This window comes from Psychrobacillus mangrovi, assembly GCF_037104765.1.
Lineage (GTDB): Bacteria > Bacillota > Bacilli > Bacillales_A > Planococcaceae > Psychrobacillus > Psychrobacillus mangrovi.
The window spans coordinates 1-26,904 of the sequence record NZ_JBAWSY010000018.1; the positions used below are offsets into that span (position 1 = coordinate 1).

The following is a 26,904-nucleotide window of genomic DNA, read 5'->3' on the forward strand; positions in this document are numbered from 1 at the left end:
TCCAAAAGCTTTATAAGCCCTAACCCAATGTTTGATTGGCGTTGAAGATGGAATACCATGTTTTTGTGCTAATAATAAGTATCCCAGGTGTCCTTTTAAATACTCTTGAACAATCTTTAATTTAAAACCTTGGCTATATTTCGCCATATAAAAACACCCCAAAGGTTAGATTTATTACTCTAACTTTTGGGGCGCAGCACCCACGCTATTAAAGCGATTGGTCTCCCTCTCATTATTTAACTAGTGCTTCTTCTAAATTTTGTTCCGGTTGAGTTTCTTTTGTAGCAGTGACAGCATGTGTAAGCTGCTCAATACTTGGACGAATATTTCCTTTTCCAGCGTAGTTTTCAAGCATTTCTTTTACATCAATTCCAGAGGACGCCTTTAATGTTTCTTGAAGAGTGGTCATTAAATTGGTTGCGTAAGAAGTAACTTTATTTGCTCCTCCACCTTCACCACTGCCTGTATCGACCACGGTAATCTTGTCAATATTTGAAAGCGGGCTAGCAATTTCCTTCGCATACTCTGGTAACATACGCACAATCATGTCTAATACTGCGGCTTGCCCGTACATTTCAAATGCTTCAGCAATTTTTCGCTTAGCTTCAGCTTCTGCAAGACCTTTCAGACGAATAATATCTGCTTCCGACTCTCCTTGAGCTCTTTGAGAATCAGCTTTTGCGAGACCATCTAAACGAACTTTTTCCGCGTCAGCTTTTGCTTTCGCTTCAATTCTGTATTTTTCAGCATCGGCTTCCGCTATTTCTCGAGATTTAGCTGCTGCTGCATTTTGTTCAATTGCATATCGATCTGCATCCGCTTTTTTCTTCACTTCAGAATCATATTGCTTCTCACGACGTAGAATCTCTTTTTCTTCCAATTCAATTTGCTTTTGACGTTCTATAATTTGAATTTGCATTTCTTGTTCTGTTACTTCTTGCTTTGATCTAGCAGTTTCCAATTCATAAGCTTGATCCGCACGTGCTTTAGCAATATCTTGTTCACGTCGGTACTCCGCTACTTTCAGTTGGTTCTCTTTTTCAGCTTCCGCAATTTCTGTAGCTCGCTCTATCTCAGCACGTTGCGCATCTTTTGAAGCTTCCGCACGTTTAATACGTGTTTCTTTTTCCGCCTCTGCCGTAGCAATATCTGCATCTCGTTTCACCTGTGCAATTCTTGGTTTACCTAAAGAGTCTAAGTATCCATTTTTATCTCGAACATCCTTAATTGTGAATGAAACTATAATTAAACCCATCTTAGCTAAGTCTTGTGAAGCTACACGTTGTACTTCCTGAGAAAACTTGTCACGATTCTTATAAATTTCTTCAACCGTCATCGATCCTAATATCGAACGTAAGTGACCTTCCAATACTTCCTTCGCTTCGTTTTCACGTTCTTCTTTTGATTTCCCTAAAAATTGCTCCGCCGCAGTTGCAATTTCGGAAATAGAACCACCTATTTTAATAATAGCTGTCCCATCTGCCATAACTGGAACGCCTTGTTCCGTGTACACTTCTGGTGTTGTTACCTCTAATTTGCTTGACAATAAGCTTAGTGGTTGACCTTGTTGGAATACTGGAAATACAAATGTACCTCCACCACGAATAATTTTGATGCGATTGCCAGAGTCGTCTGTATGTACATTTTTCGACCCTAAGTAACTTCCCGTTACGATTAACGCTTCATCTGGTCCAACTGTTCGGTATTTTGTAATGTAAACTGCTAAAATGACAACTATAACAAACACAACAGCCCCAATTACGATTAAAAGTCCCATATCTAACATCTCATTTCCCCCTACCTCTTAATATTTTAAAGGCTCATATTCTTTCACTAAAAAAGTACCTGCATCTACATCGATGATTAATACTTGTTTTCCATAATCAATTTCTTCATTGTCATACTCAGTAGCTCTTTTGGAAATCAATCCATTTACTGTCTCAATGACTATTTCGCCAAATCCATCCTTTGGTATAGGAACAATCACTTTTCCAACCTGTCCTTGTAGTGACTGATCAGTATAAGCTGTTGATACTTCTGATGAAGCTAATGGAACTAAAATAAAGTAATACATTAAAAAGGACAAAATACTAGAAATGATTAGTGCCGCTACAATGATAATCGTATTATTCCAATCAGTAATTTTTAATAAAATAAAGCCTGACGCACATACAAATAAAACAAAAGATAAAATTACAGTCGGATTAAAAATGCCAGCATCCAGCCCGTCAATTGCATCCGCAAATAAAACATATAGAATCGTTACAAGACCAACAATGATTAAACCATATAAAAAGATTTGCTCGATTTTTATCACCCCTTTCTTGCATATAAACCAACTACTTATATATACGGAAACAATTTCAGAAAGTTTCATATTTTTACTTTTTTTCAAAAATAGTTTTCTCTCATTATTCTACTTTAATCGACAATATTCCCTTCCTTATTTTTTGTATTTACTGTGAATTCAAATATGTAAACGTTTTCAATAGGTTTTACCACCCTTATTTTAGGGAACAATGTTACAACATTGTAAATTTCGTATGTTTTACGTAAAAAGTGTGTAGATTTTGTAATTTTTTTGTTATGATATTTTAGATAAATCGACAACAAAAAATTCTAAAGTCCAGGAGGCTTTTATGATTAGTTCAAGAAAACAAGACCCATTTTTTACTTCTCTACTGAAAGTTGCTCAAAATATTCAAGAAGCAGCTCATTACGCTGACGACTTCCGCATCAATACTGTTGCAGATTTAAAAGAAATCAGTGTGCACGTAAAAAATTATGAGACTGCAGGGGACAAACTAATTCACGACTTAATCGTGATGCTTAACAAATCCTTCATGACTCCTATTGAACGGGAAGACATTTTGTCATTAGCTGTTAGAATGGATGATATTTTAGACGGAATAGATGATTTCACAGCCAATCTTGAAATGTTCTCACTTATTGAAATTGATGAATCTATGCGTACATTTTTAGGATATATCGTTAAAAGCACGGATGAAATTGTAAAAGCAATGGAGCTTCTTGCAAACAAGAAGTTACTTCAAATGCATGAACATGCTATTCTCATTAAAGATTATGAACGTAAATGTGACGAAGTACTTCGTTCGTCTATTAAACAATTATTCTTAAAAGAAAAAGATCCAGTTCGAATTATTCAATTTAAAGATATATATGAAAAATTAGAAGAAGTAGCAGATTATTGTCAAAACGTAGCAACTACGATTGAAGCAATCATCATGCGAAACGCGTAGGAGTGCTTTAAAATGGAAACTATTTTCATTCTTACGATTTTAGTAGTTATTTTTGCTTTAGCCTTTGACTTCATCAATGGATTTCATGATACCGCTAATGCAATAGCAACATCTGTTTCAACTAGAGCATTAAAACCAAGAGTAGCTGTTTTGATGGCTGCAATTATGAACTTTGTTGGTGCCCTTACTTTCACTGGTGTTGCCAAAACTATCACAAAAGATATTGTGGATCCTTTTGCACTGCAAAATGGCTCACTCATTATCTTAGCTGCACTTCTTTCAGCTATTATTTGGAACTTGGTTACATGGTATTTTGGAATTCCATCAAGTTCTTCACATGCGCTAATTGGATCTATTGCAGGAGCTGCAGTTTCTGCTGCTGGATTTGCCATTTTAAATTGGGAAGGGTTCATTAAAATAATTCAAGCATTGATCCTTTCTCCATTCCTTGCACTTGCAGTAGGATTTCTTATGATGTCTCTGTTTAAAGTCATCTTTAAAAAAGGAAGTTTGTACGGGACAAACAAAGGATTTCGTATATTCCAAATTGGAACAGCTGCACTTCAATCATTTACACACGGAACAAATGACGCTCAAAAAGCAATGGGGATTATTACAATGGCATTAATTGCTGCAGAATTACAAACTACGGATGATATTCAGATGTGGGTACGTATTTCTGCTGCGGTTGCGATGGGTCTAGGTACATCCATTGGAGGCTATAAAATTATTAAAACAGTTGGCGGTAAAATCATGAAGATTCGTCCAATCAACGGTGCTGCGGCGGATTTATCATCTGCTATGATTATATTTGGTGCTACAACAATCCATTTACCAGTATCTACAACGCATGTAATTTCTTCCGCTATTATGGGGGTAGGAGCAGCACAACGCGTGAAAGGTGTTAAATGGGGAGTAGCTAAAAAAATTGTTTTAACATGGATTATTACATTACCAATCTCTGCGATAGTTGCAGGACTTATATTCCAAGTACTAAATTTATTCTTTTAATAGAAAGCCCCTTGTCGTTTTTGGACAAGGGGTTTTATGTTATTCTTTTATTGTTAATCCTAACGATCTAGCAAAGCCTATAGCTTGTTCTGTAGATACTGTACAATCTTTAAGCTTGTCCATGGAAACAGTTAGTTGTTCATATGTATTGGAGCTTAAGTCAATGTCCTTCATAGAAGTTTCTGTAAAGTTCGCGCCATCTAGCTCACACCCCTCTATACTCACTTTATCAAAAGTAGCTTCTATGAAGTCTGCTCTATTTAATGTAACTTGTTTAAAGGCTACTTTTTTTAGTATAGAAAAACTCATACTTACATAATTTGCAACAGAATCCTCTATTTTGACTTCTGTTAGTCTACTCTGGGAGATATTTGCTCCTATTAACTTGCAGCCTCTAATTTCTACTCGGTGGAATACGGCGTCTCCAAAGTCGACATTAGACAAATCACATTTTTCAAACAAACAATCGATAAATTCTACTTGATAAAATCGAACTCCCTCCATCGAAATGTTTTGAAAATGTATTTGATCGAATATTAGTTTATCCTCTTGTTCCTCTTCTAAATTTAGTACTGTTACGATACCGCTGGAGACATAATTATCCTCCCGAAGTGCACTTTGAATGTCCAATTCTTCTAACGAGCTAGACAGTTTTGGTGGAGTAATTTTCATTTATAAAACCTCCCTTTCATTGTTCCTATTATTTTAACATTATATTAGTATGTTTTCGCTTCTTTCCAGTACAATAAATAGGGTTAGATATTTTGTCAGGGGGAAATATATGCGTTTTTTTTCTAATATAGTCATGCGTTATTATAAAGCAATACTTGTTGCTTGGTTACTACTGTTTATCGGCTTAGGGGTTTTGGCTATTCGTTTACCTGGTTTATTGGAGGGCGATGGGTTTAATACAGACGGTGAGCATCAGCAAGTAATGGAAGAACTGACTGATACATTCGATTTACCTGCTGAAACATTGTTTGTCGTATTTGATAATACTTCGGATGCAACAATCAAAGAGACGTTAGCTAATATTGAAGATTTACATATCGCTGAATCGATTCAATCCCCTTTGGATGATCCTGCACTTTACAAGGATCACGTCTCTTATGCCATGCTCCATTTTACTAGTGATACTAATGGATTAGTAGAGAAGTTACGCGAAACCATTGATGGTCAAAAGGGAGTTACATTAACGGGTGGCGCTGCGATTAATGAAGATATTAATAGCGCCAGTCAAAAAGACTTAGTAAATGCTGAAACAATTGGATTACCAATTGCTATCATTGTTCTTCTACTAGCATTTGGTGGTGTAGTAGCTGCTGTATTACCGCTTTTAGTTGGAGTAATTACCGTAGTTTCCACATTCGGTTTAATGACATTATTCAGTAGTACGATGGACTTGTCCATATTTGTTATGAATATCATACCAATGCTTGGGCTAGCTTTAAGTATCGACTTCGCTCTGTTACTTATTAATCGATACAAAGAAGAATTGCTGAATCAGTCTGTACAAGATGCAGTTTCAACTGCCATTCAAACTGCTGGTCGTTCTATTATTTTCTCAGCTGTTTGCGTATTTATCGGATTAGGTGCCATGCTAGTGATGAAAGTGGATATTTTCCAAAACATCGCACTAGGTGGGATGCTTGTCGTATTCATGGCTGTTCTTGCATCCATCACTTTATTACCATCCATTTTACTTTTACTAAAAGGGCATATAAATAAGTGGACAATTATACGAGTAAAACCAGGTGCATCTACAAGATGGCGTAATTTTGCTGCATTTGTTATGAAGAGACCAGTTACGTTAATTGTTGTAGCTCTAATTGTTTTAGGAATTGGTATTATTCCTGTAAAAGATATGGAACTTGCTATTCCGCAAGTGGATTCTCTCCCTATTTCATACGATTCTCGCCAAGCATATGAATTGATGGATGATGAATTTGGATTAGGTAATCAATCAACTATCTATATAATTGCCGAACGGAAAGATGGTTGGGACAATACAGAAGGCTTAGAGGAAATGAAAAAATTAGAAGACCAATTGATAGCTGATAAAGATGTGGATTCTGTTAACACTATTTTTACAGCTAGTGAAATCCCTACTGTAGAGCAATGGGAACAGAGTATGCAAGTTCCTGAAATAAAAGCTCAGCTAACCCCTTTGGCAGAGTCGTTTATAAAAGAGAATAAATTACTTTTGCCAGTCACTCTTAACCTAAACGGATCGTCGACAGAGGCACAGGATTGGGCTCGTGAATGGTCTGAAAAAGATGTAGGCGTGGACATCATGCTTGGTGGACACCCTAAATTCAATCAAGAAATCTTTGATGAAATATTTGATAAAGTGGGTTTATTACTAGCAATCATCTTAGGATCTACCTTTATTATTTTAATGATTGCATTCCGTTCAATATTAATACCGTTGAAGGCGATTATAATGAACGTGATTGGACTCTCTTCTACTTTCGGGATCTTAGTATACATTTTCCAGTATGGTCACTTTGGCATAGAGGAAACAACGATTGCACTGATTATACCGGTCATTGTATTTAGTTTAGTATTCGGATTAAGTATGGACTACGAAGTGTTCTTAATATCTCGTATCCAAGAGGAATATGCGAAACATCTCGATAACACTGCTGCTACGATTGATGGACTTACCTCTACAAGTAAAATCATTACATCAGCTGCACTCATTATGATTGTCATCACTGGTGCATTCGCATTTACGGATGTGACGCCAGTTAAACAGATAGGGGTAGGAATTGCTATTGCGGTTGCCATAGATGCATCCATTATTCGATTGCTATTAGTACCAAGCTTAATGAAGCTATTCGGAAAATGGAATTGGTGGATGCCTTTTAGTAAGGGCCCGTATAAAGCAAGTAAGTGGCATTAAATAGGAAAAGCAAGCAGAAGGGTCTCTGCTTGCCTTTTTTGTTTGGTTTCGATTAATTATTTTACTTTACCATCCGATTATTTTGGAAAGCCGTCCGATTTTCTTGGTAAGCCATCCGATTATTACGGAAAGCCGACCGATTTTCTTGATAAGCCGTCCGATTATTACGGATAGCCGTCCGATTTTTCAACTAAGCCATCCGATTATTAGAATTTAGTTTGGTACCAGTCTTTTGCTGCTTGCACTTCATCTTGAGTTAATTGATGACCGTATGAATGCCAATATAGCTCCACTTCTGCTCCAACGTTTTGTAACAAGTCACGCAATTCCTCTGATTCAGCGGCTGGACACATGAAATCATTTTTCCCCGCTCCAATAAAAATTGGAGTGCCTAAAAGTGATGGTAATTCTACACCACGTCTTGGAACCATTGGATGATGTAGAATCGCTCCTTTTAAAACATTCTCATATTCAAATAAAAGATTTCCCGCAATATTTGCTCCGTTGGAATAACCAATAGCGACTACATTATTACGATCGAACTCATAGTTCTCTGCTGCCTCATCGATAAAGTTTTTCAATTCTTCTGTACGGAACTTCAAGTCCTCCAGATCAAAAACACCTTCAGCCAGACGTTTAAAGAAACGTGGCATCCCGTTTTCTAATACGTTACCGCGAACACTTAAAATATTAGCTGCCCCGTCTATTTCTTTTCCCAAACCTACTAAATCATGTTCATTTCCACCTGTGCCATGTAAAAGCAATAAAGTTGGTTTTGTAGAATCTTCACCTTTATAAAAAACATGCTTCATGTTAAAACTCCTTTTTTATTATCTTGAATTTGAGGTAATTATAACTTTATTCATTTTATAGGTCAAATAAAAGGGTTTTCCAACTAAGAGCGGTATTTTTCCAACTAAACGCCCTTAAATTCCAACTAAACTCTTTATATTTCTAACTAAAACACTTTCTATTTAAAATCTCGCAAGAGGTGCTTCAACTTTTCAGGTTCATCCACTCGTATAGCAAACTCTGTTACACTCTTTTTCATCCCCAAAAACATCGTAGCTTGAACAGCTTCGTGAAGATAGACAATCGCTTGTGGTTCTACTTCTTCAAAATCTTTATACATAAACTTCAACGTATGTTTACTTGGCACTGCAGCTCCCCACTCTACCTCCTTAATATTGGAAACAGGAACTATGATTCGGTTTGCAAATCCTTGTGTAATATACATTTTTCCGTTCTTAATTTCCATTGGGTGGAGTCTAGTAACTTGAATATCAGCGAGAACAAAAATGACAGAGTAAATATTCAAGAGTAGGAGAACAATTGAAAGAATAAATGATTTTTCATGCAACCACCAGTGAAGTCCGATTGTTTCAATAAGGATTGCGTGTATGAGCATAATATTAATGGCTACCGCACTCGTCTTTTCATGCATTGTCACAACGCCCGTATGGCTTGGGGCTTTCTTTTTCCAAGTGAAAAATGCATAATACACAATTAAGAATTCGGACATGAAAATTTGGATAAATATATTTTTCGTTACTACTTTTTCAATGGCAGGTAACACGCTATAAATTGTTCCTTCATTCATTTCCTTCATTTGCTTACGAATTTGTGGTACTTTCCAAATAACTATGAATAGAAGTCCCAGTTCTGCGAGAACGAGCAAACCCTCCACTGCAATCCCTGTATATAGTATTCCAGCAAAAGGGGCGAATAATTCGGTTGGTATAAAAATCCTTGCTATGACTAAGCCAGCAACCATTAGACCAATTGTTTGTTTAATGGAGATTTTAAAAGCAGCATAAAAAAGTAGCGGAGCAATTATAGCTAAATCAATTAAAGAGCCAATTGCTACATCACTAGTTACCTGTATGGATAAAAAATCTTGAATTCCTGTTTTATACAAAAGAAAATTGGAGGTTAATACTAATAGCAGAAAAACCATTGCTAAATGAGCCTTACGGGTTTTACGGTAGACCATATTATCTCTCCCTTTCTGAGTTCTTTCTTTTATTATAACTTTCTGTTTTTTTTAAACACTAGTATCAATCATAAAAGAAGCACAATTTTATGACAGACACTAAGCATAGTCTATTTTTCAAAATAAAATGCCTAACCATTAAAAGTTATGGTTAGGCATAGTCTCTTCATATTTTCGTTCTTAACCAGGTGCTTTATATTTCACCAACTTTATTCATTCAACTTCTCAATTGTTTTTGCTGTTCCCTGCATTGGGTGTGATTCTGCTAGAGCCTCATGCCCTACTTTTACTTCATCGTATTTCTCTAGTTTACTTCGTTGATCCATTGTTAAGGAAAACCATGTCGCCTCTTTTCCTTGATCAATCGCTTCTTGAACAGAAAGGGCTTTAGCCTGTTCCACGGACAAGTTGCTTACGACTAATATATGTCCGTCCTCTTTCATATCTACAATAACTCCCGTAATATATCCAGTTGGTTGGGGCTGTGTAGGATTGTCTTCGAAAAACTGCGTAATAAAATAAAAGGTAGCTCCAATAGCAATGATAAGAACTGTTAATAAGAGAATAACGGTAGATTTACCCTTCATTCAAAAACCCCCTTACTTCTTAGCTACTTTGCGAAAGCCTTCTTCTAAAAGGTAAGATGTAGCTTCCTCATACGAGCCAAAGCTTTCTTCTAAGTTATATCCGTGATAGATATTCCAAAGTGTATCTTCCTGTAGTAAGGTTAGTTTAGAGTTTTCTTTGTTTTTCCACTCTTCTTCAACTTCTTCTTCAAAAATTTCTTCTTCCTCAGTAGCTAAATAAGCAATAGAATCTTTGATCATCTGTCTTAATTCATCGGCTGAAACTTCACGAATATTAACAAGTCCTTTTTCTTTAGCTTCATACTGTGGAAGATCTCCAACATAGACAAATCCATTTCCATTTGGGTGAAGATGATACACAACTGTTGTTTTATCGTATAAACTTTCTTCAAAATGGTAATTCACTCGTTTCATGGATACTTCTTTACGATTTAATTCCGGAAATTCCTGAATGATTGCTTCTTTTTCTTCAAATGTTAACATATGAGACCTCTTTCTCTTCTAATTTCATCCCAAGTATAGCATATACCCTATCCCCTACGCGTCCACCATTCCGCTAAAAGAATAAAACAAATAACCACTGCAATGACAAGAGCAAAAAACCAATCTGGTAAACCACTCATTTTCATTCCTCCTTACTAATCCGCTTCACAAATCGCGCAAAATTTTGTGAAGTGAATCCTTCTACTTCTTCTTTAGTAAAAGTTTTTAATAGATGCTCTACTAAATTCTGTGTTTTCGAAGCATCTTCTAATCCTACGACAAATTCTCCGATTCCATCAAAATCCGAACCTAATCCTATCAGGTGTTTACCTCCCAGAGAAAAAATATGATCTATATGCTCAACTAAGTGTTCCATAACTACAGGGTTGGTAGAAGTGTTAATAAATTGTGGATAATAAACAACATGAATAGGAGATTCTCTTTCAATTAAAGCTTTTATTTGATCATCTGATAAATTTCTCGACGAATCACATATAGCCCGTGCATTCGAGTGGCTCGCTATTAACCATTTAGCTTTCGGCAACACATCCCAAAATGACTTTTCACTCAAATGAGAAACATCAATAATAATATTTTCTTCGTTTAATAAATCCACCACTGTTTCTCCAAAAGAAGTTAAGCCTGTTCCCGAACTCTCTGCTGCACCATCCGCAACTTCGTTTGCTCCATTCCAAGTAAGGCCTACTAATTTCACTCCGTGTGCTAATAATAACTTTAATTTTACTAGATCTCCATCAATCATATCTAAGCCTTCTAGTGAGAGTACAGCTCCGATTTGCCCTTCTTTTAATGTATCGAGTTGCTCCCATTTATTAATAGCCACTACATTATCATTGTTCCCTACTATTTCTGTATAGAAAAATTCAATCTGTCGAATAGCCTCCATAAATTGTTTTTCTTTCGGAAATCCCTCTGACACAAACACAGCAAATAATTGAACTACTATCTCTCCCGCTTCTAGCGCCCGTTTATTTGCTTGTAATTCGGTTGAATCCGCAAATGAAATAGGGTTATCCGATTTTGCAAGTTTAAATAGCACGTCACAATGTAAATCATACACTTTCATTTAATTCCCCCTAAATAAAAACCGGTACTCTTTCAAAGAGTATCCGGTTTAGTTTTATAATAATTCTGATCTTAACTGTTCCGCCGTCTTTAGTGACAACAAACCTACTGGAATATCGTAAATAGTCTTAGCACCACTTTGACCTGACTCGCCTAATCGATAAGCTGCCCTTGCATAAGCAACTAATACGCTAGATGTGAAATTCGGATTGCTTTCCAGCTTTAATGAAAACTCCATTAATTGCTTTTCGTTCGCTTCACTTTCACCACTGCGGATGACAAAACCTCCATGAGGCATTCCACTATGATTCTTTTGCAGCTCATCTTCAGATATAAAGTGCACCGTTGTATCATAGTCTTCAAAGTAGTTTGGCATTGTAGTGATTTGCTGCTCTACTTGATCTTTATCCGCATCTTCTTTTAACACGACAAAGCATTCTCTCGTATGCTTTTCTCGAGTTGATAGAGATGGTTGCTCTCCACTACGAACACGCTCTACCGCTTCTTTTACAGGCAATGTGTATTGAACGCCATTTTTCACACCATCCAAACGTCGGATAGCATCTGAATGTCCCTGGCTTAAGCCATCACCCCAAAATGTATATGTATTTCCTTGAGGAAGTACCACTTCACCTAAAAGCCTATTTAGTGAAAATAACCCTGGATCCCATCCAACAGAAATTACACTTACTTTTTTTGATACTTTTGCTACTTCGTCCACTTTTGCAAAGAACTGCGGTATTAGAGCATGTGTGTCATAACTATCAACTGTATGGAAAAGCTGCGCGAATAATGGAGTTTGTTCTGGCAAATCTTTTGCGGAGCCTCCACATAATATCATCACATCTATTTTATCTTGAAAATCCTTTGCCTGATCCACTAAATACACACCAACTGATGGGTCATTCACTTCAACTGAGGAAGGGTCACGTCTTGTGAACACTCCAACTAACTCCATATCTGGGTTCTGCTTTATTGCTAATTGAACTCCACGCCCTAAATTTCCATATCCCAAAATACCTATTCGAATCTTATTCATCTCTAAATTACCTCCGTAACACCTTTATTTCCGCTATTTATTCTGGAGCTTCTCCAGAAAAAGCTAACCATTCTTCTTTAGATGGACCATACATTCCTGGGACAACTAGCCCTGCCTGACGCATTAGAACAGTCATTTGACCTCTATGGTGTGTTTGATGGAAAGCCAAAACATGTAAAATATTTGCAACAGTCCACGTTTGTCCATACATATCTTTCTCTTCCAACAGGGTTTCATCTGTCCATTGTTCTTTTATAGCTCGAACCATTGCATCACTTGATTCTTTGTATGCCACGGCCATTTCTTTTGCCGTTTCAGGTTGAGTTGCATCATGCGGTGTAGCTGTAAATTGTAATCCCGTTTTTCCAATCATCTCATCAATTGTTGTTACTAGATGCCAGGCAAGTTGTCCTAGCGTTCTGCCTTCTTCGTACACTTTCTGTTTTAAAGACTCATCTGTTAATGTATTTAAAATATTAAGTGTAGAGTCGCTTTCATGTTTCCAGTTCGTTAAAAAGTCTTCTAGCTTTCTAATCATAAATAAAATCCCTCCATTTACTATTATAAGTTATATTTCGATATTTTAGATGTTTTATCCTGCCTATAATCGCTTTTCTTCAGAATAGATATTACTGTGTAAATATGGTAGACTAAGGGACAGACAATAAGAGGACGTGAGTGTATGATTAAAATCGAATTACCAAAACCAACTGTAACCATTACCCAACGAGAGCAAGAGCGCAAAGAAGGCGAACTAGAGATTCCATCAATCTACGGGTTCATCGACTTCCACCAAATCCCACGAGATAAAGGCGGCATCTTCATGTTTTATAACAAAAATGATGAGCTTCTATTCGTAGGAAAAGCACGTAAAATTAGACAACGTATTAAAAAACATTTTGAAGATAATGTTTCTCCGATTATCAAACATCGTGATGAGGTCTACAAAATTAGCGTATGTGTAGTGGACGAAGCAATGGATCGTGAGATATACGAAACATATGCCATCAATACACTAAAAGCAAAATACAATATCGATAAAGTCTTTTACAAGTAATATAAAGCACCAAGAGAAATATTCTCTTGGTGTTTTATTTTTATATGTTTATGTGCTACTATTACGTTTTTGTTTTGAAAAATGTAATATCCCCACGATCAAGCAAAGCATACTCAATGTCCAAACAATTCCTGAAATACCTATTTGTAAAGATATCTCTTCAGATGCCATAGGATAATTGTAATCAAATGAGATAGCTTTTAAAGCAAAGTATGCAGCAAAAGAGAAAAATAAAAGGTGCAATATTGTCCAAAGATAGGCTGTACGATTTCCTTTATTTTAATACATAAAAATAGTACAGTTAAAAGTGCAATGCCCATAATAATTGAAAATCCTCCAATTAATAGTCCAATTACTTCTTCTTCTAAAGGCATCCTTTATTCCTCCTCTTAGATGTTGCTCTTCACCTTAATCGTTAGTTTGATGCATTTGCGGTTACTTTAGTTGCTTTGGCAATGAACTCTTATTCAAAGACACTTGTACTATGTGGCGGTTGAACACGTGATTTCGGGTCAATAAAAGCTTTAATATGACTAATTGCTATAGGTACTTCTCCAAATCCTACTGCAATTAGTTTTACTTTTCCATTATGCGTGCAAACATCCCCTGAAGCGTAAATTCCTTCTATGTTCGTTTCCATTTTTTCATTCACGACTACCGAGTTTTTCTGCATCGTGAGACCCCAATCTTTCAAAGGCCCTAATGATGCTACATTTCCATAATTGACAAGGACATGATCAACCGGAATTCGCTGTTCTGATTCATCTTTTGCAACGACCACAACCTCTTGAATCAACTCACCATCTCCAACTAATTCTTTAATTCCAAATGGTGCTTTTATTTGAACCTTTGAATTTTTCAGTTGTTGAACAGTCATTTCATGAGCTGTAAACTCTCTTCGATGGCAAATTGTTACGCTTGCTGCGACGTCTTCTAGCATTAAGGACCAATCTAGAGCAGAATCTCCGCCACCTAATACAAGTACAGTCGAGTCTTTAAAATCCTGGAGATTCTTTACTTTGTAGTGAAGGTTTTTCCCTTCATACTCTGCAGCTCCTGGAACTTTAAGTTTACGAGGCTGGAATGAACCGATTCCAGAAGTAAGCAAAATCGTCTTGGAATAATGCACTGCTTTATCTGTTGTTAATTTGAAATGATCTGGGAATTTCTCCAGAGTTGTTGCCGTTTCTTCTAGGCAGACTGTCGGTTTGCTATAGGCAGCCTGTTCCTCCAGGTTTGCTACTAAGTCTCTAGCTAAAATCTTCGGGAGACCCCCGATATCATATATATATTTGTCAGGATACAACTCCATTAACTGTCCACCAAGCTGTGGTAAACTATCTATTATTTTCACCTTCAGGTCTCGTAATCCTCCGTAGAACGAAGCGAATAATCCGGTCGGACCTCCACCAATAATAGTAACATCATACATTTCTTTCTCCATAATACCTTACACCTCTGTTTTGTTCTCATAAAAATCGATTTCGAATTTCAGGAGACGGAATTGTACAACTATCTTTTTTACCAAACCATTTATATCGATTATTTGCAACAAATTTATAAAGGATATCTCGAAATGTCTTGGGAATAATCTTAAAAAGGTAAAAAACCTTCCATAATCCATTCAGATGCTTGCAAATAAAAAGTGCCGCATCAGAGGAATTATATACTGTATTATTTTCAATTACTAACACACTATTCAATTTTTCAGGTATTTGATGCTTTTTTTTAAGTTCTTCGCCTATATCACTTTGTAAGGCTGCAAACTGAAAGTATCCTTTTGGATCCCTTGCGATAATAAATTGAACACTTGCATTACAGAAATTACATACACCATCAAACAAAACAATCGCAGTCATATAGTAACCCCCTTAACAATAGTGTACTATAGTGCGAAACATTTGTTTAATGATAAGGCAAATAAAAAGGACGTCCTACCTTACAGGACATCCCTTGTATTATTGTTTATCTTGAGGTGTATCAGATGATCCAACTTCTTCTAACACTTCAAAGCTATCCGAATAGTCTCGTAAACGGTCATCTTCGTCCTCTACCGGTTGTTCGGTAGTAGAATTCAGTACATCCTCTTCTAATGAACGAATATCCTGATTTACTTCTTGTCTAGCATGCTCTACGCATGTTAGGGTAGTTGGAACCGCCTCTAATCTTTCCATTGGAATTTCCTTAGAACATTCGGTACAAATACCATATGTACCTTGTTCCATTGCATCTAAAGCCTCTCTAATATCTTGCATCTCATCTTCATCATGCTTTTGCAATGCCAAACGAGTATGTTGAAGGGTTAAATCGGTTGCGTTGTCTGCAGGATGGTTATCGTAAAAAGATAACTCCGTTGTATTAAACTCTTCATTATTATCCCTACTATGTTCCAGTTCGTTTAATCGCGCAAGCAATGTATCTTTTATTTTATCGTACTTCGTCGTCATAAGAACTCCTCCTTCATTATAAGTAGGATTCCCACTTTTCAACGAAATAAAACAATATGTACTTCTTGATTTAGTAATAGAAAATATTGATATAATTGCATCCGGTGATGTACCAAATGATTGACAATTTGGATAAACCATTCTGCCCTACTATAATCACTTCCCCAATATGTGGTGAATCTTTCCTCTAATTCGTCTTCTGTTAAGTTTTCAAAATTACTTATGAGATCTTGAATACCAGTTATAAATATTAACTTTACTTCTTGTATATTCAAAGACATATTTGTTTGATAGTAATTCGTCATTTGTTGTTCAGAATAGCCTTTTTGAATATGTAAATCTGCTCCTGGTATTTGAGAGAGATGTTGGCAAACTTCCCATACACTCATTTTATTTCCCACTGGACGTTTATTTAGTAGTTCATTATCTACTTGTTCAAAAAGTTCTAAAATTGTATCCGAAATAAATTGTAATTGTTTTATAGCGTCATTGATCATTTGTGCGCTCTTTTCCCGCTTCTGTATGAGCAAATTTACGTACCATCTTTTTAATATTTTCTACCTTACGAAATCTCAGCGCTGACCAATCTTCATCTATTGCTATATTTCGAACTGGTTCAAAACCTTCTTCGGCAAGTACTTGTGCTACCGTATCTCTGCTACAGTCAGATCCCTTATAAACTTTTGAAGATTTTTTCGGATAGCATAGCCATAAAAGGCCATCTTCCTCAAGAACTTCTATAACTGATTTAGAAAGTGCTGTAATCTCTTCGTTGGAAGTCCCAAACACTTGAATAAACCCATAATTATCTGCAATCGCTTCTTTATCTACTCTTCCTTCAAAAGCAGCTAATACTTCTTTATAAGAAAGTGGAGCATTTAAAATGAGCACCGCCTTTCCTGTTTCCTTCCATTGTAGTTTCTTTAATACGGGTTGAATTTCAGTCATTTTTAACCCTTCTTTCATTTTACATTCATACTACCTTATTTTTTGGTTATCTTACAAATATGCTTTCATTACAATAATTTCGATTTTTCAAGTATGATAATAAAAAGGAGTGGTTATGAATGGGTATTCATAAGTTTTTTATGAGCATGAACGATTTAGAAAGAATTATACGTGCCCCTGGACGTTTTAAGTTTGAGGATCATAATGTTGCTGCGCATTCTTGGAAAGTTTCCCAATATGCGATGTTTTTTGCAACGATTGAAGAGAATAATGGAGCAACAATCAATTGGAAGTCTCTTTATGAAAAAACGATTAATCATGACTTTGCCGAAATATTTATCGGGGATATTAAAACTCCAGTGAAGCATGCATCACCAGAACTGAAACAAATGCTTTCCCATGTTGAAGAAAAAATGATGGAGAAATTTATTTTAGACGAAATCCCCGAGGAATTCCAAAGTATCTTCTTCGAACGCATGAAGGAAGGAAAAGATGAAACCATTGAAGGGAGACTGCTTGAACTTGCTGACAAGCTTGATCAAGTATATGAAGCTTTTGCTGAATTACAACGGGGAAATACAGACAAAGAATTTTTAAAGATGTACGATAATGCATTAAGAAAAATACTTCATATGCCTCTAGAGAAAAGTGTTAGTTACTTTAAAGAAGTCATGCTACAAGATATTATGGCGGAAGAATCTGTAATTGATGTAAAAGCTCTTACCTTAAAAATTTTAATGGAATAAAACTTTTTTAACAAAAAATGCGATATACTGTATAATATAGTGTATAATTTTGTTAACTATTAAGATATTTGAAGGGGGGTTGTCTCATGCCGATACCAGTTAATCATACAAAACCTGTAAGAACTACCGCTAAACTTCATGCATTTAATCAATTACAACAATGGATTATCGATGGTACATTACAACCAGAAGAAAAATTAAATGATATCGAGCTTGCTCAGGCACTGGGAGTCAGTCGAACTCCGATTCGTGAATCACTTCAGCTTTTAGAATCTCAAGGTTTTGTTACAATGCAACCAGGAAGAGCTACACAAGTAACGGCGGTAGAAACAGATGACATTAATAATCTTTTACCACCATTGGCAGTATTGCAAGCGCTTGCAGCCGAACTCTCTATATCAAATATGGATGAGAACACGCTTGAATTACTAGAAGAAAAGAACAAACAATTCGCTGATGCACTTCAAGCAAAGGAATTTACCACTGCATTGAAAGTAGACGAAGAGTTCCACCAGATTATTGTGGACAGTGCCAATAATCCATACATACTTTCTATGATAGAGATGCTTCAAGCACATGTAAGAAGATTATTCTATTATGAAAAAATTAATCTTAGAGAGTATTCCGTTGAACAACACGATGAAATAATTCGTTTTCTCAGAGAAAAGGACACACAAAAAGTAACGGAAGTTATGCGCGCAAATTGGATTTATACTATAGAAGAATTTTAATAGAAAACAAGGGGCTGTCCTGAAAGTCAAAAAATGACTTTTAAGGGCAGCCTCTTTCTTCGTAGCTTCTATTAAAAGGTATGATAGATTTCCGTTCCAGGCGACACTTTCCGCGGGCGAGTGTCGAGCCTCTTCACTTCGTTGGAGGCCACTGAAAAAGTCCTCAAAAGAATTTCATAGCGAGTAAGTGAACGGTTTATTGTTCACCTACTCCCTATTGTAGAAGGAACCCGTTGATTTCCGTTCCAGGCGGTCGCGTTCCGCGGGGCGAGCGATGAACCATCACCGCCCCTTCGGGTACGTTGTGATGTTTCATCTGTCTCACTTATCCCGCTGGAGTCGCCGCCTTTCACTCCAATCAACTACTTCACTCAATCAACATGGAAACACAAAAGCAGATAGAGAAAAACGAGTGTTTTTCTCTATCTGCTTTGTTATAGGGACTTATTGGACAGCCCCTTTTGCTTCTATTATGCTTTTTGCATTCTTCCAAATATACCTGTTATTATTGTTACTACTATGAATGGTATTAACCACCCTAGTCCAACATTATAAAATGGTAAGAAGTTTTCATAAAAAGTTACAATTGGTTTCATCCATCCAAAATATTCAATACCGAGTGAATCACATAATGCTTTAAAACCATCAATGACACTAATTAAGAATGTAACAAGAATGACACTCACATAAACAATTCTTGCGTGTTTAAATAGCGGAGATAAAAATGTCAATAAGATCAAAACAATTGCTAATGGATATAGCAGCATCAATACAGGAATTGAATATGTAATGATGTTTGATAATCCAAAGTTAGCAATAATACAAGTAAATATACTAAAGAATATGACAAATGCCTTATAACTAATTTTAGGCATTAGAGTATGAAAATATTCGCCACATGCTGTTGTTAAACCAATACTTGTCGTCAAACATGCTAAGAAGATAATGACAGATAAAAGCACTGCACCAAATGAACCAAAATAATGCTCAGAAGCACTACTTAAAACGGGACCTCCATTATCAAACAATCCGAAAAGACTTGTACTTGTTGCCCCTAAATAAGCAATCCCTGCGTATATTACGCCTAAAAAGAATATTGCAATTCCACCAGATTTTGCTGTTGCAGATATAATTCCTTTTGTGGAATTAACCCCCATCGAACGAACTGCATTGATCACGATAATACCAAATACAAGCGAAGCTAAAGCATCCATTGTATTGTATCCCTCTGTAAAGCCGGTCATAAATGCATTGTCTACGTAGTTTCCTTGAGGAGCTTCAAATCCACCCATTGGCTTTAAAACAACAAATAGTAATAAGATTAATAATCCAATAATTATTCCTGGGGATAAATACTTTCCTACATTATCTACAATTTTCGAAGGGTTAAGAGAAAATAATAATGTAATCCCAAAGAAAATTATTGTAAATATAAGTAATCCTATTTGTGCGTAGTCTGCATTAATAAACGGCTGAATTCCGATTTCATAAGAAACGGCACCAGTTCTCGGCAATGCGAAGAAAGGTCCTATAGTTAAATACAACAGAGAAGTAAAAATAACGGCGAAAATAGGGTTTACTCTACTTGATAACTCTTGTAAATTTTTACTACCGGAAAACCCCATTGCAAGCGTACCTAAGAAAGGTAATCCTATTCCTGTTGCTAAAAATCCAATTACCGCTGGCCAAACATTAGACCCTGCGTTTTGTCCTAAACTAGCCGGAAAAATAAGATTTCCCGCTCCAAAGAAAAGTGCAAACAACATTACTCCAATAACAAGATGATTAGAGAATGATAATTTTTTATCCATACTATTCTGCCTCCTGAAATGATAAACAAAATCATTTTTGATTTAACTTGTGTTTTTTCTTAGATGAATTTGCAAAAATGATTTCTCATTTCCTCGACTTGCAAATATATCAGACCTGATAATACTATGTTTTTATGCAGAATGCAATATATCAGAGCGAAATAAATAGAAAATTGTCGTTATTTTAACAATATTATTTACCTAGTTACCTGAATTATGTTACTATTGGTAAAATTTATATGTGATGAAGAGAATAGTAGATTGATATATTCTTTCGAATAGAGCTTCCAAGTGCTAAAAAGTAGTAAGAATTATTTATTGAAACAAGTCTCGGAGAATCACATAGGACCCTAATTATGAGATGGTGTAACGGAGCTGCAAAGATCCGTAATTTTATTTGTTGTACCGATTAAACTTAATATGGTGACATAATAATAAGCTAGGGTGGTACCACGACTTTCTAAATCTTGTCCTTAAGACATTTGGCTTGGGGCTGGGATTTTTTTATTTGCAGTTTTTTTAATAAAGAATCTGTTATCAATTACTGTTGGAAGTTAAATCGATTATTTGAATATGTTTCAGCAAGTTGTGAGCTAAAACACGGACGTGCGCTGCCGCACGCTACGCATGAGCCTCCTGCGTCGTGCAATGCGCACATCCTGGAAATATCCGATGAAATAGAAATATTCAATAAAAGTATCAATACATATAAAAGAATCTACTTTATTCCTTATTAAGAAAATACACTGGCATTCGCGCCTTGCCAGCCGCATGACGTGCCGTATGAGACAGCGAAATGCGCTTGCGCATACAGCGGCTCATGCGGACGTGCGGCCAGCGCGAATGCATATAGTCGGTGATGTATTTGTTCAAATCTCTACATATAATTGATACTTAAAGATTCGAAACACGGATGTGAACTCACCGCACGCTACAGGCTTATATTTGGTAACTTGCATTAAATTTTACGAATCCCTTTATTAAAAAAACACCTTCCAAGCGAAATCTTGGAAGGTGTTAATTTTACTTACTTTTCTCCTCTGGAAATAATACTTCCTTCAAAGCGTCTTCTGCTGATGAATTAGAAAGTTTCACTCCTGAACGATACGCAGCACGAGTAATTAGATGCCCAGATATAGGTGCGGTTAAAAAAACAAATATTATCCCTAAAATAAGCCTTACACTAATAAAAGCATCATGTACCCAAAAATATACAAACGCTCCAGAAAGGGATAATAATACTGCTAACGTGGAGCTCTTAGTAGCTGCATGTGAACGAGTGTAAACGTCCGGTAGCGTTATGATACCAAAAGCGCTTATAACACTCATAATACTCGCCAATAGGATCAGTATGGCTGCACCAAGTTCAATTATCTGACTTGCGCTCAACGATAATCCCCCTTTCTATGTACTTCGAAAAGGCAATTGTACTAATGAAAGCAAGAATTCCTAAAATAAGAATTGCCTCTAAAAAGGCCATTGTTCTTAATACCATCGAAATAACAGCGATTGAAGATAGTAGATTTACACCAATCATATCTAAAGCTATCGCACGGTCCGGCATCGTGGGTCCTTTAATCATCCGAAAAAGAGCGATCGTTATGGAAATGGCAAAAAAGGCGAGAGCAATCAAAAGAATCTTCTCTATCATCAACGTGTCACCTCCATAATTGCTTTTTCAAATCGTTCAATTGATCTTAATACATCTTCTTTTGATTTCTCAATATCCATTGCATGAATATAAAACATGTCTCCCTCAGGGTTTACTTCCATTACGACAGAGCCTGGAGTAAGCGTTAATAACAAAGCAAGCGCTGTAATTTCCCAGTCTCCCCGTAATTCAGTTTTATAAGTAAAAATCCCAGGTGTTATTTTATGTCTAGGTATCAATATCTGTTTAATAATTAGGATACTTGAAAAGGTTAACTCTGATATAAAGATAAAAGTAAGTTTTAAAATAGAAACCAATCTTCTTAAATAGAAATGGGTACCGAAAAAACGGTGCATTAAAAAGATAATGCCTATTCCCACAAGGAAACCAGCGATAAAGGTAGTTATTCTAAGCTCATCTTCATCTTGTAATAGCATCCATAAAAATGCGATAAACAAATTAAGCAAAAACTGTGCAGGCATGTATATTCACCTCTTCCTCTACTTTTCTCCACCTAAAACCGCTTCAATATAAATAACAGGATTTACAAGAGTATTTGCAGCATCACCTACGTAAGCAGATATAAATTCTGCCCCAAGCCCTAGTGAAACTGTTCCAATAGCCAATAATACAATTGGAACAAGCAATCCTTTTTTAAGTGGTATTTCTTCTCCTAAACTAATAATTGTTTCACCGAAGAAGGAGTTTAAAAATATACGAAGTAGTGAATACAACACCACAAGACTAGATATAAAAGCTAAAGCCAATAAAATATATGAACCTGCTTCCACTGTCCCTTGTCCCACTAGTATTTTCCCAACAAAACCACTTAATGGAGGTATTCCAGTAAGAGACAATGTTACGATGAAAAATAGCCATCCAAACAATGGGTAGTTTCGAATAAGTCCACTTATCTCGTCTATCTTATTCTTTCCAGTAAGCAAAATCATCGTACCTACAAGTAAAAATAACATAGCCTTTGCAATCATATCGTGGATAATGTAATAAATAGAACCTTCAATCGAAGCAGGTGTCGCAACTGCTAGTCCAATTAATATAAATCCAACTGCAATGACGACATTATATGCCACGATTTGTCGCACATCTTTAAACGCAATCGCACCCATACACCCTGCCACAATAGTGATTCCTGCCATTACTCCAATTAAGCTATGTGTAACATCTGGTTCATGATAAAAAATCAGTGTGAATGTGCGGAACAATGCATATATTCCTACTTTCGTCAGCAAAGCTCCAAATAGTGCCGCTACTGCAGTCGGAGGAACACTATAAGAACCTGGAAGCCAAAAGAATAATAACAATCCTGCCTTTAAGCTAAACACTAGTAAAAAGACGATGGATATCGTTGTAAGTAAAGGATCCTGTCCTGCTTCCGCTACCCTTTCTGCTAAATGAGCCATATTCAAAGTACCAGTTGTGCCATATAGAAGAGCTAATGCTACCAAGAAAAACCAAGATGCAACCACGTTAATGACCACATACTTAATCGATTCTCTTAATTGTACCTTCTCCCCTCCAAGCGTTATAAGCGCATAAGAGGCTAATAGCATCACTTCAAAACAAACGAATAAATTAAACATATCACCAGTCAGCAAAGACCCATTTACCCCTGCTAATAAAAATAAGACAAATGGGTAGAAAAACATTTTCTCATGTCCTTCTCCAATTGAAGAAAAGGCATAAATTAAACAAATTGCTGTTACAATACTTGCCGTTAATACTAGTAACATGGAAAAGGAATCGGCTACAAAAAGTATTCCAAATGGTGGTTCCCAGCCTCCAAAATCTAACCGTAAAATACCCTCTGATTGAATGGTATTTAAAACAAAGATACTAATACAAGCTACTGCAATCATCGTTAACAAACTAATAATTCTCTGTACACGTATATATGAACGAAGAAAAACGAGTATAACTCCTACCATTATCGGCATGATTAAAGGCAAAACAATTAAATTATTCATCGTTTGTTCCTCGCAATGCATGAAGATCATCTTTCCCATTTGCTTGATAAGATCGATAAGCTAACACAAGTAGAAAGGCAGTCACCGCAAAACTAATAACAATAGCAGTTAAAATCAATGCCTGTGGAAGAGCATCAGTATAAGGTGCATCTGCTTGCTTTAGTAAAGGTACATTTCCCTTTTTCAAGCCTCCAATTGTTAAGATCAACATATGAACAGCATGAGAAAGAACAGCCGTCCCTAAGATTACTCGTATAATATTTCTAGAGAGGATTAAATAAGTTGCAACGGCTGTTAGTATTCCGATTAATATCATAATTAACGTTTCCATCTCTACTCATCCTCCCTAATACTCAAAATAATTGTTACAACTACTCCTACCACGGTTAAAGCTACTCCTGCCTCGAAAATAGTGACTGTCGTAAGCTCTGTTTTCCCAAAGATAGGTAGATCAAAGTAGCCAAATGATTGGGATAAAAAAGGAACTCCCAGAATGATAGAACCAAACCCAGTGGAAGTAGCGATCAACACACCTAACGCAGCTACTAGCTTAAAATCAAAGGGAAGACTCTTGCTGATTGATTCTATACTATGTGTTAAATAAAGAAGCACGATAGCAGAACCAAGTACTAAGCCACCTATAAATCCACCACCAGGTTTATGATGGCCCGACAAAAATAAATACACACCAAAAGTAAGAATAATAAACACTACAATTTTAGTTACTGTTCGTAAAATAACATCATTGATCTTCAATGTCTTCTGCTCCCTTCTTTGCTCGCAACTTAATGAGTGTATAAACTCCTAAGCCAGCAATAAAGAGTACGACAACCTCAAGCATTGTATCAAACGCACGGAAATCACCTAAAATGGCGTTTACTATATTTGCTCCACCAGCCAGTTCATATGCATCTTCAAAGAATACAGATATCGATTCAAATGAATTGTAATTTATGGCAGATAAACCGATTAGCATCACAATTGCACCAACAGCGATCGAAATGATTCCATTCATCATCTTAGTATTGGACGATGATTTCTCTTTCTTCCAGTCAGGTAGATGTGAAAAAGCCAAAAGGAATAGAGCCGTAGTGACAGATTCAACAACAAGCTGGGTTAACGCCAAGTCTGGAGCACGGAATATAACGAAAAAGATCGAGATAGCATATCCCAAAACACCATTCAATAGAACAGCTGTTAAGCGTGATTTCGCAAATATCATCGCTACAGCAGCAATTGCCATTACTCCGACCAATATGGCTTCATACAAGCTAATTGGAGCGTTAGTGGAAACACTAAAGGAAAAAGCAGATGAAAATAATAAAAATCCACCTGTGGTTACTATAAAGAACAAATATATATAAACTAAATAATCTCTCAAAAATCCAGTCATATATGACTTCGTTGTTAGGGTTGAACTTACTTCACTGTCAGAAAGAACCTTGTTATAAAGCGCATTAAAAGTATATTTTTGAGAAAACAAGCTGTAGATAGGCTTCCAATTCTTAAGTCGATAATATAATAATGCCCCTACTAAAATAACTCCAATCGTCATAAGTAATTCTGCATTAATTCCATGCCACGCAGAAATTTTCGGAGTGAGACTTTCTGCCTCCGCAAATGTCGGATATATACTAGCCATTGCTGGGCGTAGTATATATTCACCTAGTATGTTAGGGAAAAAGAATATGCCTACCACAAATGCAACTAAAATCAATGGAGAAATAAGCATTCCTATTGGAGCTTCATGAATTGGCTTATCTAACTTTTCAGGTTGAGCAGGTCCTAAAAAAGTTTTAAAAATGATAATCATACAATAAACAAAAGTAAAGACACTCGCTATCCATGCGATTATTGGAAAAATAATACCTATGGTGTCAAGTGAATAGGCATTAAGCTCACTAATTGCTACCGTAGCAGCAAAGAACATCTCTTTACTTAAAAAACCATTAAAAGGAGGCAATCCTGCCATCGATAAACTTCCTATTGTAGCTACAGTGAATGTGAAAGGCATTAGCGTCATTAATCCACCAAGTCTTCGTATATCACGAGTCCCAAGTTCATGATCGACAATTCCCACAACCATGAACAAAGCTCCTTTAAAAGTTGAGTGGTTGATCATGTGAAATAACGCTGCAAATGTTGCTTGGGTATAAATAATTGAATCCTTCGAATAACCCAAATGAAGTGCAATCGATCCTAAACCGAGGAGACTCATAATTAGACCCAGTTGACTAACAGTCGAATACGCTAACAAGGCCTTCAAATCCGTCTGTCGGATTGCATTGAAAGAACCCCAAAATAACGTAATCATTCCTACTCCACTAACCACCCAAAACCAAACTTGTTCTCCTCCAAAAATAGGAGTAAAACGTGCAACTAAATATATCCCAGCTTTAACCATTGTCGCGGAATGTAAGTATGCACTAACAGGAGTTGGAGCTTCCATTGCATCAGGTAGCCAAATATGAAATGGAAACTGTGCTGATTTTGTAAACGCACCTATTAATATCAATATCATTGCCGGGATAAAAAACGCATGATCCGTAATCTCACTTAGACTTGAAATAATTTCTCGAATACTATATGTCCCAGTCATTGAATGAAGCATGATAAATCCTACAAGCATAGCTACTCCGCCGCTAACGGTAATAAGCATTGCTTTTTGAGCACCTTGTCTTGAGCCTTTACGATGATGCCAAAAGGCAATTAATAAGAATGACGAAACACTTGTTAATTCCCAAAATACATATAAGACCATTAAGTTGTCCGAAAAGACAACACCTAGCATGGCACCCATGAATAATAGCAAATAACAATAAAAATGTTGAAGGGATTCTTTAGATGAAAGATAAAAAATAGAATATAAAATGACTAAACTACCTACACCGGTTATAAGTAAACCAAATATCATACTTAAACCGTCTAAATAAGTAGTGAAATTAATTCCTAGATGGGGAATCCACTTATATGTATGGATATATGTACTTCCACCTGCTACCGAGGGAATTAGCCTAGCAAGCATAACTAACAAAAAAATAGGAACTAATAGGACAAACCAACCTACATGAATTTTGGTAAATCGCCTATATATAAATGGCACAATTGCCGCTATTATAAAAGGAAAAACAATAATTAAACTGACAGGGAACAAAATTTAACCT

General features: G+C 36.2%; 31 protein-coding genes. 6 read left to right on the forward strand and 25 right to left on the reverse strand.

The window, feature by feature from the left end; genetic code table 11:
- The 3 genes from WAX74_RS21065 to WAX74_RS16895 form a co-directional block, all read right to left on the reverse strand.
- Positions 1 to 147: transposase (locus WAX74_RS21065; protein WP_413788989.1), on the reverse strand; the 147-nt coding region annotated here is incomplete at its 3' end.
- An 85-nt stretch (positions 148 to 232) separates the two neighbouring features.
- The gene (locus WAX74_RS16890; protein WP_336498837.1) at positions 233 to 1,786 is read right to left on the reverse strand and encodes a flotillin family protein; all 1,554 of its coding nucleotides are present in this window, start codon (positions 1,784 to 1,786) and stop codon (positions 233 to 235) included.
- A gap of 18 nt (positions 1,787 to 1,804) precedes the next feature.
- A complete protein-coding gene (locus tag WAX74_RS16895) occupies positions 1,805 to 2,377 on the reverse strand; it encodes a hypothetical protein (protein WP_336498838.1) in 573 nt (190 codons plus the stop codon).
- Positions 2,378 to 2,639: 262 nt separating this feature from the next.
- Between WAX74_RS16895 and WAX74_RS16900 the strand changes: the two genes are divergently transcribed.
- Entirely contained in the window at positions 2,640 to 3,260 is a 621-nt protein-coding gene (locus WAX74_RS16900) for a DUF47 domain-containing protein (protein WP_336498839.1), read from the forward strand.
- A gap of 12 nt (positions 3,261 to 3,272) precedes the next feature.
- A complete protein-coding gene (locus tag WAX74_RS16905) occupies positions 3,273 to 4,271 on the forward strand; it encodes an inorganic phosphate transporter (protein ID WP_336498840.1) in 999 nt (332 codons plus the stop codon).
- A 39-nt stretch (positions 4,272 to 4,310) separates the two neighbouring features.
- Here WAX74_RS16905 and WAX74_RS16910 read toward each other — a convergent pair whose 3' ends face one another.
- Positions 4,311 to 4,943 (reverse strand): pentapeptide repeat-containing protein, encoded by a 633-nt coding sequence (locus tag WAX74_RS16910; protein WP_336498841.1) that lies wholly within the window; start codon positions 4,941 to 4,943, stop codon positions 4,311 to 4,313.
- A 109-nt stretch (positions 4,944 to 5,052) separates the two neighbouring features.
- On the opposite strand from WAX74_RS16910, the gene WAX74_RS16915 reads away from it, so the two are divergent.
- The gene (locus tag WAX74_RS16915; RefSeq protein ID WP_336498842.1) at positions 5,053 to 7,176 is read left to right on the forward strand and encodes an MMPL family transporter; all 2,124 of its coding nucleotides are present in this window, start codon (positions 5,053 to 5,055) and stop codon (positions 7,174 to 7,176) included.
- A gap of 206 nt (positions 7,177 to 7,382) precedes the next feature.
- Here WAX74_RS16915 and WAX74_RS16920 read toward each other — a convergent pair whose 3' ends face one another.
- From WAX74_RS16920 to WAX74_RS16950, 7 genes are all read right to left on the reverse strand, one after another.
- Positions 7,383 to 7,988, reverse strand: coding sequence for an alpha/beta hydrolase (locus WAX74_RS16920; protein ID WP_336498843.1), 606 nt, complete (start codon positions 7,986 to 7,988; stop codon positions 7,383 to 7,385).
- Positions 7,989 to 8,146: 158 nt separating this feature from the next.
- Entirely contained in the window at positions 8,147 to 9,169 is a 1,023-nt protein-coding gene (locus tag WAX74_RS16925) for a beta-carotene 15,15'-monooxygenase (RefSeq protein WP_336498844.1), read from the reverse strand.
- 209 nt (positions 9,170 to 9,378) lie between these two features.
- Positions 9,379 to 9,756, reverse strand: a complete 378-nt coding sequence (locus WAX74_RS16930) for a DUF3221 domain-containing protein (RefSeq protein WP_336498845.1) — start codon at positions 9,754 to 9,756, stop codon at positions 9,379 to 9,381.
- 12 nt (positions 9,757 to 9,768) lie between these two features.
- The gene (locus tag WAX74_RS16935; RefSeq protein ID WP_336498846.1) at positions 9,769 to 10,239 is read right to left on the reverse strand and encodes a hypothetical protein; all 471 of its coding nucleotides are present in this window, start codon (positions 10,237 to 10,239) and stop codon (positions 9,769 to 9,771) included.
- Between the two features lie 142 nt (positions 10,240 to 10,381).
- The gene (locus WAX74_RS16940) at positions 10,382 to 11,326 is read right to left on the reverse strand and encodes a dipeptidase (RefSeq protein WP_336498847.1); all 945 of its coding nucleotides are present in this window, start codon (positions 11,324 to 11,326) and stop codon (positions 10,382 to 10,384) included.
- A 54-nt stretch (positions 11,327 to 11,380) separates the two neighbouring features.
- On the reverse strand, positions 11,381 to 12,364 hold the full coding sequence (locus WAX74_RS16945; protein WP_336498848.1) for a diaminopimelate dehydrogenase: 984 nt from the start codon (positions 12,362 to 12,364) through the stop codon (positions 11,381 to 11,383).
- A 37-nt stretch (positions 12,365 to 12,401) separates the two neighbouring features.
- Positions 12,402 to 12,902 (reverse strand): DinB family protein, encoded by a 501-nt coding sequence (locus tag WAX74_RS16950; RefSeq protein WP_336498849.1) that lies wholly within the window; start codon positions 12,900 to 12,902, stop codon positions 12,402 to 12,404.
- Positions 12,903 to 13,046: 144 nt separating this feature from the next.
- On the opposite strand from WAX74_RS16950, the gene WAX74_RS16955 reads away from it, so the two are divergent.
- Positions 13,047 to 13,421, forward strand: a complete 375-nt coding sequence (locus tag WAX74_RS16955; protein WP_336498850.1) for a nucleotide excision repair endonuclease — start codon at positions 13,047 to 13,049, stop codon at positions 13,419 to 13,421.
- A 200-nt stretch (positions 13,422 to 13,621) separates the two neighbouring features.
- Here WAX74_RS16955 and WAX74_RS16960 read toward each other — a convergent pair whose 3' ends face one another.
- The 6 genes from WAX74_RS16960 to WAX74_RS16985 all read right to left on the reverse strand — a co-directional run bounded on the left by WAX74_RS16960 (position 13,622) and on the right by WAX74_RS16985 (position 16,816).
- Positions 13,622 to 13,795, reverse strand: coding sequence for a hypothetical protein (locus tag WAX74_RS16960; RefSeq protein ID WP_336498851.1), 174 nt, complete (start codon positions 13,793 to 13,795; stop codon positions 13,622 to 13,624).
- Between the two features lie 89 nt (positions 13,796 to 13,884).
- Complete coding sequence (locus WAX74_RS16965; protein ID WP_336498852.1) at positions 13,885 to 14,865, reverse strand: NAD(P)/FAD-dependent oxidoreductase; 981 nt, start codon at positions 14,863 to 14,865, stop codon at positions 13,885 to 13,887.
- Between the two features lie 25 nt (positions 14,866 to 14,890).
- The gene (locus WAX74_RS16970; protein ID WP_336498853.1) at positions 14,891 to 15,280 is read right to left on the reverse strand and encodes a thiol-disulfide oxidoreductase DCC family protein; all 390 of its coding nucleotides are present in this window, start codon (positions 15,278 to 15,280) and stop codon (positions 14,891 to 14,893) included.
- 99 nt (positions 15,281 to 15,379) lie between these two features.
- A complete protein-coding gene (locus tag WAX74_RS16975; RefSeq protein WP_336498854.1) occupies positions 15,380 to 15,868 on the reverse strand; it encodes a TraR/DksA C4-type zinc finger protein in 489 nt (162 codons plus the stop codon).
- Between the two features lie 38 nt (positions 15,869 to 15,906).
- The gene (locus WAX74_RS16980; RefSeq protein WP_336498855.1) at positions 15,907 to 16,365 is read right to left on the reverse strand and encodes a DinB family protein; all 459 of its coding nucleotides are present in this window, start codon (positions 16,363 to 16,365) and stop codon (positions 15,907 to 15,909) included.
- On the reverse strand, positions 16,355 to 16,816 hold the full coding sequence (locus tag WAX74_RS16985; RefSeq protein ID WP_336498856.1) for a DUF3052 domain-containing protein: 462 nt from the start codon (positions 16,814 to 16,816) through the stop codon (positions 16,355 to 16,357). The genes WAX74_RS16980 and WAX74_RS16985 overlap by 11 nt, the downstream gene beginning before the upstream one ends.
- A 119-nt stretch (positions 16,817 to 16,935) precedes the next feature.
- On the opposite strand from WAX74_RS16985, the gene WAX74_RS16990 reads away from it, so the two are divergent.
- Positions 16,936 to 17,562, forward strand: a complete 627-nt coding sequence (locus tag WAX74_RS16990) for a YfbR-like 5'-deoxynucleotidase (RefSeq protein WP_336498857.1) — start codon at positions 16,936 to 16,938, stop codon at positions 17,560 to 17,562.
- 86 nt (positions 17,563 to 17,648) lie between these two features.
- Positions 17,649 to 18,293: a GntR family transcriptional regulator gene (locus WAX74_RS16995; RefSeq protein ID WP_336498858.1), complete on the forward strand. Its 645-nt coding sequence runs from the start codon at positions 17,649 to 17,651 to the stop codon at positions 18,291 to 18,293.
- Positions 18,294 to 18,763: 470 nt separating this feature from the next.
- Here the strand turns inward: WAX74_RS16995 and brnQ are convergent, their stop codons facing one another.
- The 8 genes from brnQ to WAX74_RS17035 form a co-directional block, all read right to left on the reverse strand.
- Positions 18,764 to 20,104, reverse strand: coding sequence for a branched-chain amino acid transport system II carrier protein (gene brnQ, locus WAX74_RS17000; RefSeq protein ID WP_336498859.1), 1,341 nt, complete (start codon positions 20,102 to 20,104; stop codon positions 18,764 to 18,766).
- Positions 20,105 to 21,127: 1,023 nt separating this feature from the next.
- On the reverse strand, positions 21,128 to 21,493 hold the full coding sequence (locus WAX74_RS17005; RefSeq protein WP_336498860.1) for a Na+/H+ antiporter subunit G: 366 nt from the start codon (positions 21,491 to 21,493) through the stop codon (positions 21,128 to 21,130).
- A complete protein-coding gene (locus WAX74_RS17010; protein ID WP_336498861.1) occupies positions 21,471 to 21,755 on the reverse strand; it encodes a Na(+)/H(+) antiporter subunit F1 in 285 nt (94 codons plus the stop codon). The genes WAX74_RS17005 and WAX74_RS17010 overlap by 23 nt, the downstream gene beginning before the upstream one ends.
- Positions 21,755 to 22,237 carry a Na+/H+ antiporter subunit E gene (locus WAX74_RS17015; protein ID WP_336498862.1) on the reverse strand — a complete coding sequence of 161 codons (483 nt, stop codon included), beginning with the start codon at positions 22,235 to 22,237 and terminating at the stop codon, positions 21,755 to 21,757. The genes WAX74_RS17010 and WAX74_RS17015 overlap by 1 nt, the downstream gene beginning before the upstream one ends.
- An 18-nt stretch (positions 22,238 to 22,255) precedes the next feature.
- Positions 22,256 to 23,740 carry a Na+/H+ antiporter subunit D gene (locus WAX74_RS17020; RefSeq protein ID WP_336498863.1) on the reverse strand — a complete coding sequence of 495 codons (1,485 nt, stop codon included), beginning with the start codon at positions 23,738 to 23,740 and terminating at the stop codon, positions 22,256 to 22,258.
- Entirely contained in the window at positions 23,733 to 24,071 is a 339-nt protein-coding gene (locus WAX74_RS17025) for a Na(+)/H(+) antiporter subunit C (RefSeq protein ID WP_336498864.1), read from the reverse strand. Before WAX74_RS17025 ends, WAX74_RS17020 begins: the two co-directional genes overlap by 8 nt.
- Before the next feature lie 2 nt (positions 24,072 to 24,073).
- Complete coding sequence (locus tag WAX74_RS17030) at positions 24,074 to 24,496, reverse strand: Na(+)/H(+) antiporter subunit B (protein ID WP_336498865.1); 423 nt, start codon at positions 24,494 to 24,496, stop codon at positions 24,074 to 24,076.
- Positions 24,483 to 26,894, reverse strand: coding sequence for a Na+/H+ antiporter subunit A (locus WAX74_RS17035; protein WP_336498866.1), 2,412 nt, complete (start codon positions 26,892 to 26,894; stop codon positions 24,483 to 24,485). Before WAX74_RS17035 ends, WAX74_RS17030 begins: the two co-directional genes overlap by 14 nt.
- Positions 26,895 to 26,904: the final 10 nt, after the last annotated feature.